The sequence below is a fragment of the Streptomyces sp. NPDC059564 genome, from assembly GCF_042735575.1.
Taxonomy (GTDB): domain Bacteria; phylum Actinomycetota; class Actinomycetes; order Streptomycetales; family Streptomycetaceae; genus Streptomyces.
In genome coordinates, this window is the sequence record NZ_JBHWBP010000242.1 from 1 (window position 1) to 11,891 (window position 11,891).

Below are 11,891 nucleotides of genomic sequence, written 5' to 3' on the forward strand. Positions count from 1 at the left end.
AGCCGGGGCTCCGCCCCGGACCCCGCGCCTCAAACTCCCCCAGCTACCGCTGGGAGGTGCCCCCGGGCGAGGCTGGATTTTGGCTGAGCACCGTCGGCCCGTGCGGCTTCGCCGGCGGTGGATTGCCCGCAGGGCAATTCCAGCCCCGCCGGCGTTTGAGGCGCGGGCGCGGAGCGCCGTGTCTGTAGCCGCGCCGACGATTGAGGCGGGAACAGAGGACTGGGGGTCCCCCCGGACGGAGTCTGGGGGACGGGGAGGGGACGGCCCCGCGCAGCGGTGGCCGGGGGCGCCGGGCGGGACATGTCAAGCTGAAGGGGTGAGTGAGTTCGCCGAGATCGTTGACCGGGCCTTCGGGGCCGCGCTGTACGCCCAGGACGATGCCGGGCTCGATACCGGCGCCTCGGTGCTCGCCGCCGACGGCGGACGGTGGGCCGGCGTCGGGCGGGAGCTGCTCGCGCGCGGGGAGGCGTACGTACGGCAGGCCTGGGAGCGGGGCTGGCAGCCCGCCGACGTGCTCCGCCTGGTCCGCCGCGACCTGGAGGAACTCCACCTGCGGATCACCGACGACATGATCGCCGCCGAGGCCCGCCGCTACGCCCGGCTCCCCGAGCGGTGGACCGACGCCGAGGTCTGGTGGGGCGAGGACGACGCGTACGCCGAGCAGCTCGCGCGCCGCGCCAAGGCGGACCGGTTCACGCTGTCCACCGCCGTACTGGAGGTGTTCCGGCTGCTGATCCGGCTGCCCTCCATCGAGCCCGTCGCCCCGCTCCCCGGAGACCCCGCCGACGCCCTCGCCGAGCACGCGCACATCGAGCCCCGCATGCTCGGCCGCATCCGCGCGCTGCTGGCGAAGGCGGAGGCGACCACCTTCCCCGACGAGGCGGAGGCACTCAGCGCGAAGGCGCAGGAACTGATGGCCCGCCACACCGTGGACGAGGCGCTGCTCGCCGCTCGCGGCGGGGGCCGCAAGCAGGTGCCCGGCGCCTGCCGGATCGGGGTCGAGCCCCCGTACGAGGAGGCCAAGGCGGTGCTGCTGGACGCGGTGGCGACGGCCAACCGCTGCCGGGCGGTGTGGAACAGCGGCTTCGAGTTCTCCACGGTGGTGGGCTTCGAGAGCGACCTGGAGGCGGTGGAGCTGCTCCACACCTCGCTGCTCGTGCAGGGCACGGCGGCGATGACCCGCGCCGAGGCGGCGCAGCGGGCCGGCGGACGCAAGCGGACCAAGACCTTCCGGCAGTCCTTCCTGCTGGCCTACGCCAGCCGCCTCGGGCGGCGCCTCGCGGAGACCGCCGAGCACACGGCCACCGAGGCACCGGACAACCTGCCCGCGCTGGTGGCCCGGGACGTCGCGGTCACCTCCCGGGCGGAGGAGATGTTCCCCCGGACCACGACGACCCGGCTGCGCGGCGCCACCGACCACGCGGGCTGGGAGGACGGCACGGCGGCCGCCGACGCCGCCCACGTGGGCGGCGTCGGACGGGGTCGCCCGGCGCTCCCGTAGGCGGGGCGGCGGAGGACGCGGTCGCCCGGCGCTCCCCTAGGCGGGGCGGCGGAGGACGGGGACGCCCCGCGCTCCCCTAGGCGGCCGGTCCCTCCGGACGGGTGTCCTCGCCGCGCATGGCGCGGGCCTCCGACTTCAGGATGCGCGCCGACTTCCCCAGGGAACGGGCCATGTCCGGCAGCTTCTTCGAGCCGAACACGAGCAGGCACACCACCAGGACGATCACGAGGTGCCAGGGTTCGAGGCCATTGCGGAGCATGTGCGTACCCATCTTTCGGACGGCGGCCGGACCACGACCGGATGATGATCCGTCCCATGGAACCGTCGGACAAGGGATCCGCACAAACCTGAAGAAACCCTGAAAACCGTTACGCTCGACGCCATGAGCTGGCTCCGGGCGCTGAGGGACACGGCCCGCTCGGGCGTGAAGGTCGAACGGACCCGGCTGGAGCCCCTCGTCGCACTCCGGGCCGCCCTCGGGCTCGCGCTCGTCATCGGCTTCGGGCTGGCCTTCCTCGGGCCGGGCGCGGCCGCGAGTTCCGCGTTCGGCGCCTTCATGGCCGCCATCGCCAGCTTCCAGCAGAGCTGGCGCCCGCGCCCGGTGCTGGCCCTCGCCTCCGGGCTGACCCTGGCCGTCTCCACCTTCGTGGGCTACCTGGTCGGCTCCTCGCACACCGGGCTCTTCCTCCTCCTGCTCGCCGTCTGGTCGTTCGCGGCGGGGCTGCTGTGGGCGGCCGGTCCCACCGCCGGGATCATCGCCTCCGGCAACGTCGCGATCATGCTGGTCACCGTCACCCTGCCGACCTCCGTCCCGCAGGCCGCCGGGCACGCCGCGGTGATCGCCGCCGGCGGGGTGGTCCAGGCGCTGCTGATCGTGCTGTTCCCGGTCCGCCGCTGGGGTCCCCAGCGCGACGCCCTGGCCGACGCGCTGGCCGCCGAGGCCGACTACGCCCGCCGCCTGCGCCAGGACCCGGCCGCCTCCTTCGACCCCGCGCCGCTGATGAAGGCGCGGGCGGCGGCCGCCGTCACCGTCCGCCAGGCCCGGCGGCGGCCCGCCGAGCTGCACGGGGCGCGGGGGCTCGCCGAGCGGATCCGGCCCGTGCTGGCCTCCCTCGCCGACCCGGCCGTCGGGGCGCCCGCCGAGGGGCCGGGCCGGGACCGGGTGCGGGAGCTGCTCGCCGCCGCCGCGACGGTGCTGGACGCCGCCGCCCGCGCGATCCGGCACGGGGACCCCGTACGGCTGCCCGCGCCGGCCCTGTCCGTGCTGAAGGCCCCCGACCTGCCCGACGTGCTCCGGGGGGCGCCGCTGCGGGCCGCGCGGCGGCTGGCCGCGCTGCTGGAGGACGTGCTGGAGACGGCCGAGCCGGGAACGGGCCGCACCGCCGACCCCGCCGAGTCGATGCTGCGGCCGACCCTGCCGGGGCTGGTGCCGGTGGTGCTGAAGGCCGTACGGGCCGAGCTGCGGCCGGGGTCGCCGATCCTGCGGCACGCCGTACGGGTGACGGCCGTGGCCTGCGCGGGGTACCTGATCGGGCACGCGCTGCCGTTCGGGCACGCGTACTGGGCGCCGATGGCCTCGGTGATGGTGATGCGGCCCGACTTCACCCAGACCTGGTCCCGGGCCGTCGCCCGCTTCGCCGGCACCCTGATCGGGGTCGGTGTCGCCACCGCGATCGTGCAGCTGGCGCAGCCCGGGATGTGGCTGTCGGGCCTGCTCGCCGTGGTCAGCGCGGGCCTGATGTACGTGCTGATGCGCACCGGGTACGCCGTCGCGCAGGTCTTCGTCTCGGCCTACGTCGTCTTCCTGCTCGGCATGGGCGGCGTCCGCTGGGACCAGACCGTCCCCGACCGGATCGCCCTGACCCTGGTCGGCGGGGTCCTCGCGATGGTGGCGTACGCCGTCTACCCGGCCTGGGAGACCCCGCGGCTGCGGACCCGCCTCGCCGACTGGCTGGCCGCCGCCGGACGGTACGCGGCCGCCGTGCTGGGCCAGTACGCCGACCCGGCCGGGGCCCGGCGCGCCGACGTCCGGGAGACCCTGCTGGAGACCCGTGACGCCCGGATCGCCTGGCAGGAGGCCCTCGTACGGGCGGAGGGGGAGCCGGTGCGCCACCGGGGGCTGTCCCGTGCGGCCGCCGACGGGGCGGGGGACGCCCTGGCGGCGCTGGGCCGCCACGCGATGCTGCTGGAGGCCCACATCCCGGACCGGGCCCACGATCCGGTGCCGGGGGCGGCGGAGCTGGCCCGGGCCCTGAGCGAGGCGACCGAGGCGGGCGCGAAGGCGGTGCGCGAGCGCCGGGTCCCGGAGTGGGACGGGGTCCGCGGCCTGCTGCCCGAGGGGGACAGCCCGGGATCGGCCGTGCTGCGGGGGGCCGCGGAGCAGCTGCTGGAGGCGCTGGACGAGGTGTCCGAGGCGCTCGGGCCCTGAAAAGTGATCAACGGTGACGGTCCGGGTACCGCGCGTGCACGTGCATCTGCCCATGCATGCGCTGGTGAACACAGCTATGATCCGGTGCAGTTGACATCTGCACTATCGGGGGCTTCCTGTGGACCACGCGTACAACGGGATGGCAGCTGCAGAACTCGCTTCCTTGTATGAGCTGACCTGGCAGAAGAGCAGACACAGCAACTCGCAGGGATCCTGCGTGGAGTTCGCCAAACTGCCCGGCGGCGACGTCGCCATGCGCAATTCGCGCTTTCCCGACGGGCCGGCGCTCGTGTACACACCGGCCGAGATAGAGGCGCTGCTGCTGGGCGTCAAGGACGGCGAGTTCGATCATCTGATCGGCTGACGGAACAGCGACGGAACAGCGCACTCGATCAAGCCATGCACGTGCACTGGCCGGGACTGATCGAAATGATCAACCCCGGCCAGTTGTCCTGTCTGTGACGTTCCGTCCCCCGTTTGTGCGAACCTGCCAGAACGGTCAGTCCTGGAGCATGAACAGCGCCCAGACCACCTTGCCGGTCAGCCGCCCCGCGAGCGGGTGCCAGCCCCAGTTGTCGCTGTAGGCGTCCACGAGGAACAGCCCGCGCCCCGATTCCAGGTCGCAGTTCTGGTCCGTCCGCTCCGGTACGAAGGTGCCGCCCGGCCGTTCCTCGCTGGGATCGCGCACCGCGCACACCAGGCGGGTGCTCCACCGCATCAGGTGCAGCCGTACGGAGCCCTCCGGCTCCCCGGCGCTGCCGCGCGCCTCGTCCGGCAGGGCATGGCGAAGCGCGTTGGTGACGAGTTCGGAGACGACCAGCGAGACGTCGTCGAAGCGGCCGTCCAGGTCCCATTGGGACAGCGTCGACCGGGTGAACGAACGGGCGCCGCGCACCGCCTCGAACCGGGCGGGCAGAGCGCACGACGCGGACCCGGAGACAGCCGTGGGGTCGACCGGGGGCAGCCCCTGCCGTAACGGCTCGAGCATGGTCGATCCATTCGTCCCCATGCGAGGCACTCCCGGGATTCGCGGACGAAGCGGCGGCTTTGTCCAAAGAGAACTGCGGGGTGGGTCCGGCGCCGGCGCGAAGAGCACGCAGGTGCGCGAGACCATCGTTCCGAATGGCGCAGCCGGATGCAAGGGCAGATGCACGTGCACGCGCCGGACCTGTCCACTCCCGTGACGGTTCTTGCTCATTTCTTCCTACGCATACTTACGGACTTCTTTTCCGGGGCGCCGGATTCCGTTACAGAACGAGTACGGTCCGATGCGTTTTGGTGGCAGACTGCGGCACCGGGGTACGGGGGCCCACGACGCACACGCACATTGCGATGGGGAGGGCAGGACTAGTGACCGCAGAAGCCAGCGGTTCCGTGGTGCGCCGCATCCTCCTGGGCTCGCAGCTCAGGCGACTCCGAGAATCCCGCGGCATCACCCGTGAGGCGGCCGGCTACTCGATCCGCGCATCCGAATCGAAGATCAGCCGCTTGGAGTTGGGAAGGGTGAGCTTCAAGGCCAGGGACGTCGAGGACCTCCTGACGCTCTACGGGGTCACGGACGGCGCGGAGCGGGAGTCCCTGCTGGGGCTGGTCCGCGAGGCCAACGCGGCGGGCTGGTGGCACAGTTACGGCGACGTGCTGCCCGGATGGTTCCAGACGTACGTCGGCCTGGAGGGCGCGGCCTCGCTCATCCGCATCTACGAGGTGCAGTTCATCCACGGCCTGCTGCAGACCGAGGCGTACGCGCACGCCGTCGTCCAGCGCGGCATGCCCGGCGCGGGCGCCGCCGAGATCGACCGACGCGTCGCCCTGCGCCTGGAGCGCCAGAAGGTCCTCGTCTCCGAGAACGCGCCGGTCTTCCACGCCGTCCTCGACGAGGCCGCGCTGCGCCGCCCCTACGGCGACCGCGACGTGATGCGCGGTCAGCTGGAACACCTCATCGAGATCAGCCAGCGGCCCAACGTGCAGCTCCAGGTGATGCCCTTCTCCTTCGGCGGACACGCGGGGGAGAGCGGAGCCTTCACCCTGCTGCGCTTCCCCGAGTCCGACCTGCAGGACATCGTCTATCTGGAACAGCTCACCAGCGCTCTCTACCTGGACAAAGAAGAGGAAGTGGGGCAGTACTCGCGGGCGATGGAGCGGCTCCAGGCCGATTGCCCCGATCCCGACCGGACCCGGGATCTCCTGCGCGGACTGCTCCAACTGTCTTGAACCGCACGTACTATGACGTCTGATCAGTGCATGACGACCGATCGGTCTCCGGTGCAGCGCACGGGTGCGCGCTCGCAGTAAGGGATGGCATGTCCATATTCACCGACCTGGCTCACCAGTACATCGACGGCGAATGGCTGGCCGGCACCGGTTCGTGGGACATCATCGACGTCAACCCGTACAACGGGGAGAAGCTCGCGGCCATCACCGTGGCCACCGTCGAGCAGGTGGACCGGGCCTACCGCGCGGCCGAGCGGGCACAGCGGGACTGGGCGGCCACCAGCCCCTACGCGAGACGCGCCGTCCTCGAACGCGCCCTGCGCATCACCGAGGAGCGCCACAAGGAGATCGTCGAGGCGATGATCGACGAGCTCGGCGGGACCCGTCCCAAGGCCGAGTACGAGGTCCACCTCGCGATGGAGTTCCTGCGCGAGGCGATCCAGCTGGCGGTCCGCCCCGAGGGCCGCATCCTGCCCTCGCCGGTCGCGGGCAAGGAGAACCGCGTCCAGCGCCTCCCCGTCGGCGTCGTCGCCGTGATCAGCCCCTTCAACTTCCCGCTCCTGGTCACCCTGAAGTCCGTCGCCCCGGCGCTGGCCCTGGGCAACGCGGTCGTGATCAAGCCGAACCAGAACGCCCCGGTGGCGGGCGGCGGGATCATCGCCAAGATCTTCGAGGACGCGGGCCTGCCGGCCGGACTCCTCAACGTGCTGGTCACGGACATCGCCGAGATAGGCGACGCGATCCTCACCCACCCCGTCCCGAAGGTCATCTCCTTCGCCGGATCCGACCGCACCGGCCGGCACGTCGGCTCCGTCGCCGCCCGCCACTTCAAGCGGACCGTCCTGGAGCTGAGCGGCAACAGCGCCCTGGTCGTCCTCGACGACGCCGACGTCGACTACGCCGTGGACGCGGCCGTCTTCAGCCGCTTCGTCTTCCAGGGCCAGGTCTGCATGGCCGCCAACCGGATCCTCGTCGACGCCTCGCTGGCCGAGGAGTTCACGGAGAAGTTCACCGCCCGGGTCCGCGCCCTGAAGACCGGCGACCCGCGCGAGGCCGACACCCACATCGGCCCCCTGATCAACTCCTTCCAGGCCGACGCCCTGACCACCCTCGTGGACCGCGCCGTCGAGTCCGGCGCCCAGGCGCTCGTACGGGGGTCTACGCGCGGAAACCTGGTCGAGCCGACCGTCCTGGCCGGACTCCCCGAGGACTCCCCGCTGCTCGGCCAGGAGATCTTCGGCCCCGTGGCCCTGCTGGTGGTCTTCGACGGCGAGGAAGAGGCCGTACGCCTGACCAACGCCACCCCGTACGGGCTGAGCGGGGCCGTGCACACCCGGGACGTGGAACGCGGCGTCCGCTTCGCCCAGCGCATCGAGACCGGCATGATCCACGTCAACGACTCCACCATCGGGGACGAGCCGCTGACCGCCTTCGGCGGCGAGAAGGCCTCGGGCCTCGGCCGGCTGGGCGGCGAGGCCACGGTCGAGGCCTTCACCACCCAGAAGTGGATCTCGGTCCAGCACGGCCGGACGAACTTCCCGTTCTGAACTTCCCGTTCCAGGGGTGGGGATCTAGGACAGAATCCGACCGCAATGATCCGTAGCGTTGGTCCCGTCAGCAGGAAACGGCAAGCGGGACGCGAAAGCACCCCTACGGAAAGGCGGTCGGTCATGCCTCACCCCACCGAGGAGATCCACGGAGACGAGCGAGGGACGCTGCTCCTCTTCGTCGAGGACCAGCGCGCGGCGATCTGCCGGGCGGCGGAGGGCGTCACGGAGGAGCAGGCCGCGAGCCGCCCCACCGTGAGCGAGCTCTCCCTGTCCGGGCTCGTCAAGCACGCGGCCGAGGTGGAGCTCAACTGGCTCCGCATGGCCCAGCGGCGGCCGAACGAACACGGGCGCGCCCCCGAGGCCTGGCACGAGGGCTTCCGCCTGTCCGAGGGGGAGACCCTCGCCTCCGCCCTCGCCTTCTGGGACGGGGTGAAGAAGGAGACGGCCGACTACGTCGCCTCCGTGCCCAGCCTCGACGACTCCTTCCCGCTCCCGCCGGCGCCGTGGTTCCCCGACGCCGAGGTCTCGGTCCGCTGGATGCTCCTGCACCTGGTGCGCGAGTTCGCCCGGCACGCGGGCCACGCCGACATCCTCCGGGAGACCCTGGACGGCACGAAGGCGATGGGCTAGCCCGACACGGCCCGGCCGGCGGGACTTGCACCTCACGTGACGTGAGGAGCCACAGTGAGGGGCGTACTCAACCAGAGGAGCGGGAAGCGATGGGCTACCCAGTGGGCCGGGTCGCCGGTTTCGCCGGAGTGACGGTGCGCACGCTGCACCACTACGACGAGATCGGCCTGCTCTCCCCGAGCGGCCGCAGCCCGGCGGGACACCGGCGGTACGACGACGCCGACCTCGACCGGCTGCAGCGGATCCTGTTCTACCGGGAGCTCGGCTTCCCGCTCGAAGAGGTCTCGGTCCTGCTGGACGATCCGGAATCGGACCCGAGGGAGCACCTGCGCCGGCAGCACGCCCTCCTGTCCGAACGGATCGCCCGGCTCCAGCAGATGGCCAGGGCCGTCGAGCGCGCCATGGAGGCGAAGAAGATGGGCATCAACCTCACGCCAGAGGAGAGGTTCGAGGTCTTCGGGGACAAGGACCCCGGGCGGTACGCCGAGGAGGCCGAGCAGCGGTGGGGCCACACCGACACCTACGCGGAGTCGCAGCGCCGGGCCGCCTCGTACACCAAGGACGACTGGAAGCGGATGCAGGACGAGGCCGCCGCCTGGAGCGCCCGGTACGCGGCGCTGATGGAGTCCGGGGAGTCCCCGGAGGGCGAGGCGGCCATGGACATGGCCGAGGAGCACCGGCTGCACATCACGAAGTGGTTCTACGACTGCCCGTACGAGATGCACACCTGTCTCGGTGAGATGTACGTGTCGGACGAGCGCTTCAAGGCCTTCTACGACGCGATGCGGCCGGGTCTCTCCGAGCACCTGCGGGACGCGATCACGGCCAACGGCGTGCGCAAGGTGTAACCGTCCCGTCGCCGTACGGTGGCCGCGAGCTTGCTCACACGACCCCCACCGGGCCTGGAACCCGGTGGGGGTCGTGTGCGTTGATAATTGAGACCCTGTCTCGTCGCCCCCCACCGCCGACACCCCCCTGATCCAGGAGAGCCCGGAACTCGTGTACACGCTTGCGCTCGGCCCTGAGTGGCTGTCCCCGGAGTATCTGATCGGGCATTTCGGCCTGATCGGCATCCTGGTCATCGTCTTCGCGGAATCGGGCCTCTTCGCGTTCCTGCCCGGCGACTCCCTGCTCTTCACGGCGGGCCTGTTCGTCGCGAGCGGCGACATCAGCCAGCCCCTGTGGATGGTCTGCGCGATGATCGTGGCCGCCGCGATCATCGGCGACCAGGTGGGCTACCTGATCGGCAAGTACTTCGGCCCGAAGCTCTTCAACCGGCCGAACAGCAGGGTCTTCAAGCGGGAGAACCTGGACGCCGCGCACGACTTCATGGACAAGCACGGCCCCAAGGCGATCGTGCTCGCCCGCTTCGTGCCGATCATCCGCACCTTCGCGCCGATGGTCGCGGGCGCCGGCGCGATGAAGTACCGCACCTTCCTGACGTACAACGTCATCGGCGGCATCGCGTGGGGCGCGGGCGTCACCTGCCTCGGCTACCAGCTGGGCCAGTTCGACGTCATCAAGGACAACGTCGAGACGATCTTCATCGGCATCGTGCTGATCTCCGTCATCCCGGTGATCTTCGAGGTGCTCAAGGCCCGCAAGAACAAGGCGAAGGCCGTCGCGGAGGCCCCCGCCGCCCCGTACGGCGCCCCGGAGGACCCGCAGGCCCCCGGGCAGCGCGGGCGGCACGCCAAGCGCTAGACGGCCCGTACGGACCCGTACGGTCCCTCGTACGCCCCGGAGACCAGGTGTCCCCGGGGCGTTCGCGTACCCGGGGGAGGGCGGAGCCGGGGTCAGAAGCCGCGGGTGCGCTTCGCCGCCCGGCGCTTGGCCGCGCTCTGGGCGCCCGGGATCCGCATGAAGAGCCGGGAGGTCTCCGACCCCAGGTTCACCCCGACGGCGATGGCCAGGGCGATGGCGGCGGCGGTGGTGAGCGAGGCCAGTCCCGCGTCGAGGCGGTTCTCGGCGATCGAGAGCAGCCCGAAGTACGTCGCCGAGCCCGGCAGCAGCGGCCCGATCGCGGCCGTCACGTACGGCAGGGCAGAGGCGAAGCGGTAGCGGGAGAAGAGCTGCCCGAACAGGCCGACCAGCCCGGCCGCGATGGCCGTGGACGGTACGGGGGGCAGCTCGGCGGCCCGCAGCGCGCCGAAGGTGACCCAGGCGACGCCGCCGTTCAGGGTCACGATCGCCACCGTGGACCACTCCTGCTGGAGCAGGATCGCGAAGGTGAACACCAGGACCATCGAGGCCAGGATCTGGATCACCGGCCGGCTCGGGATCTGGAGCACCTCGTCCGGGTTCGGCTGGGCGCCGAACTGCAGGCCCACGTAGATCACCACGAGGACGCCCACGATGATCCCGATGAAGAGGTACATGACCTCCAGCAGCCGGGCCGACGCGGTGATGTAGAAGCCGGTCAGGCCGTCCTGCACGGCCGCGACCAGGGCCCGTCCGGGCAGCAGGGCGAAGAGCCCGCCGGTGATCACGGCGGAGGCGCGGACGTCGATCTCGGCGATCTTCAGGGCCACGCCGATCGCGGCAGGCGGCATCGCCGCCACCACGAACTGGTAGAACTCCGGCAGCCCGCGCCCGGCGCACAACCAGGCCAGCCGGTCGCCGAGGACGGCGCCGAGGGCCGCGCAGAAGAAGACGGTGACCCCGCCGCCGACCAGGACGGAGGCGGCCCCGGCCAGCAGCCCGGCGGCGGCGGTGAGCACCCAGGTCGAGTACGGGTGGCGGTTGCGGCGGATCTCGGCGAGGCGGCGGTAGGCCTCCTCCAGGGAGATCTCCACCTCGTGCGCGCTGATGTCGTCCACCAGCCGGAAGACGGCGGCCAGCCGGGTGTAGTCCGTACCGCGCCGGCGGACGGTGCGGCTCGCGGAGACGGGGTCGTCCACCAGGGAGGGCTGGTGGGTGATCGACAGCAGGGTGAAGGTGACGGTGGGCTCGCAGCGGTCCAGCCCGTAGGAGCGGGCCACCGCGAACATCGCGGCCTCCACGTCCTCGGCGCCCTCGCCGCCCGCGAGCAGCAGCTCGCCGATGCGCAGGGTGAGGTCGAGCACGCGGCCCACGGCGGGGCCGCTCTCGCTCTGCTTCTGCACCGGCTCGGCCACCGGGCGCACGTCCACCGGCATGCGCAGCATCGTGCGCATCCGGTCCTGCCAGGGCGATTCCTTCATCCGGGACACGGGGAAGCCGCCGCCGGGGGTGTACGCGGGCGGGGAGTGCTGGGCGCTGTACGTCGCCGGGGCGGCGAAAGCGGAACCCTCGGGCTCGGCGGGGTGCGCCGCCATGCCGTCGGGGACGGCGAACTCGGAGGTCGGCTGATCCTCTTCCGGAGCCTCCGGTTCCATCCCGGGCGGCGGAGTGAAGGCGCTGTGCGCCTCGTCCGACTTCGGCTTCCGGTCCTCGACCCCGGATCCTTCGGCCTCCGCCACTCGTCCTCCCCTGCTGGCCAGCCTCGTACCAGTATGCGGAATCGTTTACTCCCCCAGCACGCCCAGCCTCGCCCGGGGGCACCTCCCAGCGGTAGCTGGGGGAGTTTGAGGAGCGGGGTCCGGGGCGGAGC

At 71.8% G+C, this 11,891-nt stretch carries 11 protein-coding genes; 8 read left to right on the top strand and 3 right to left on the bottom strand.

Going from position 1 to position 11,891, the window contains the following annotated elements:
• Nucleotides 1-316: 316 nt before the first annotated feature.
• Complete coding sequence (locus ACFV0Q_RS29660) at nt 317-1,501, top strand: DUF2786 domain-containing protein (RefSeq protein WP_385009440.1); 1,185 nt, start codon at nt 317-319, stop codon at nt 1,499-1,501.
• A 76-nt stretch (nt 1,502-1,577) separates the two neighbouring features.
• Here the strand turns inward: ACFV0Q_RS29660 and tatA are convergent, their stop codons facing one another.
• Entirely contained in the window at nt 1,578-1,760 is a 183-nt protein-coding gene (gene tatA / locus ACFV0Q_RS29665) for a Sec-independent protein translocase subunit TatA (RefSeq protein ID WP_385009441.1), read from the bottom strand.
• A gap of 123 nt (nt 1,761-1,883) precedes the next feature.
• Here tatA and ACFV0Q_RS29670 point away from each other — a divergent pair, with 123 nt between their 5' ends.
• Entirely contained in the window at nt 1,884-3,929 is a 2,046-nt protein-coding gene (locus ACFV0Q_RS29670) for an FUSC family protein (RefSeq protein WP_385009442.1), read from the top strand.
• A gap of 118 nt (nt 3,930-4,047) precedes the next feature.
• Nucleotides 4,048-4,293, top strand: coding sequence for a DUF397 domain-containing protein (locus tag ACFV0Q_RS29675; RefSeq protein WP_030228447.1), 246 nt, complete (start codon nt 4,048-4,050; stop codon nt 4,291-4,293).
• 135 nt (nt 4,294-4,428) lie between these two features.
• Here ACFV0Q_RS29675 and ACFV0Q_RS29680 read toward each other — a convergent pair whose 3' ends face one another.
• Nucleotides 4,429-4,917, bottom strand: coding sequence for an ATP-binding protein (locus tag ACFV0Q_RS29680; RefSeq protein ID WP_385009443.1), 489 nt, complete (start codon nt 4,915-4,917; stop codon nt 4,429-4,431).
• Nucleotides 4,918-5,261: 344 nt separating this feature from the next.
• On the opposite strand from ACFV0Q_RS29680, the gene ACFV0Q_RS29685 reads away from it, so the two are divergent.
• From ACFV0Q_RS29685 to ACFV0Q_RS29705, 5 genes are all read left to right on the top strand, one after another.
• A complete protein-coding gene (locus ACFV0Q_RS29685; protein ID WP_385009444.1) occupies nt 5,262-6,140 on the top strand; it encodes a helix-turn-helix domain-containing protein in 879 nt (292 codons plus the stop codon).
• Between the two features lie 89 nt (nt 6,141-6,229).
• Nucleotides 6,230-7,687 carry an aldehyde dehydrogenase family protein gene (locus tag ACFV0Q_RS29690; RefSeq protein ID WP_385009445.1) on the top strand — a complete coding sequence of 486 codons (1,458 nt, stop codon included), beginning with the start codon at nt 6,230-6,232 and terminating at the stop codon, nt 7,685-7,687.
• 123 nt (nt 7,688-7,810) lie between these two features.
• On the top strand, nt 7,811-8,320 hold the full coding sequence (locus ACFV0Q_RS29695) for a DinB family protein (RefSeq protein WP_385009446.1): 510 nt from the start codon (nt 7,811-7,813) through the stop codon (nt 8,318-8,320).
• Nucleotides 8,321-8,409: 89 nt separating this feature from the next.
• Nucleotides 8,410-9,168 (top strand): MerR family transcriptional regulator, encoded by a 759-nt coding sequence (locus ACFV0Q_RS29700; RefSeq protein ID WP_385009447.1) that lies wholly within the window; start codon nt 8,410-8,412, stop codon nt 9,166-9,168.
• 151 nt (nt 9,169-9,319) lie between these two features.
• Nucleotides 9,320-10,024 carry a DedA family protein gene (locus tag ACFV0Q_RS29705; protein WP_385009448.1) on the top strand — a complete coding sequence of 235 codons (705 nt, stop codon included), beginning with the start codon at nt 9,320-9,322 and terminating at the stop codon, nt 10,022-10,024.
• 92 nt (nt 10,025-10,116) lie between these two features.
• Here the strand turns inward: ACFV0Q_RS29705 and ACFV0Q_RS29710 are convergent, their stop codons facing one another.
• Entirely contained in the window at nt 10,117-11,760 is a 1,644-nt protein-coding gene (locus ACFV0Q_RS29710; RefSeq protein WP_385009449.1) for a threonine/serine exporter ThrE family protein, read from the bottom strand.
• Nucleotides 11,761-11,891 lie beyond the last annotated feature (131 nt).

Coding starts and splice junctions, on each gene's coding strand:
- tatA (WP_385009441.1), bottom strand. CDS start 1,760: ATGCTCCGCAATGGCCTCGAACCCTGGCACCTCGTGATCGTCCTGGTG.
- ACFV0Q_RS29670 (WP_385009442.1), top strand. CDS start 1,884: ATGAGCTGGCTCCGGGCGCTGAGGGACACGGCCCGCTCGGGCGTGAAG.
- ACFV0Q_RS29680 (WP_385009443.1), bottom strand. CDS start 4,917: ATGCTCGAGCCGTTACGGCAGGGGCTGCCCCCGGTCGACCCCACGGCT.
- ACFV0Q_RS29685 (WP_385009444.1), top strand. CDS start 5,262: ATGGGGAGGGCAGGACTAGTGACCGCAGAAGCCAGCGGTTCCGTGGTG.
- ACFV0Q_RS29690 (WP_385009445.1), top strand. CDS start 6,230: ATGTCCATATTCACCGACCTGGCTCACCAGTACATCGACGGCGAATGG.
- ACFV0Q_RS29695 (WP_385009446.1), top strand. CDS start 7,811: ATGCCTCACCCCACCGAGGAGATCCACGGAGACGAGCGAGGGACGCTG.
- ACFV0Q_RS29700 (WP_385009447.1), top strand. CDS start 8,410: ATGGGCTACCCAGTGGGCCGGGTCGCCGGTTTCGCCGGAGTGACGGTG.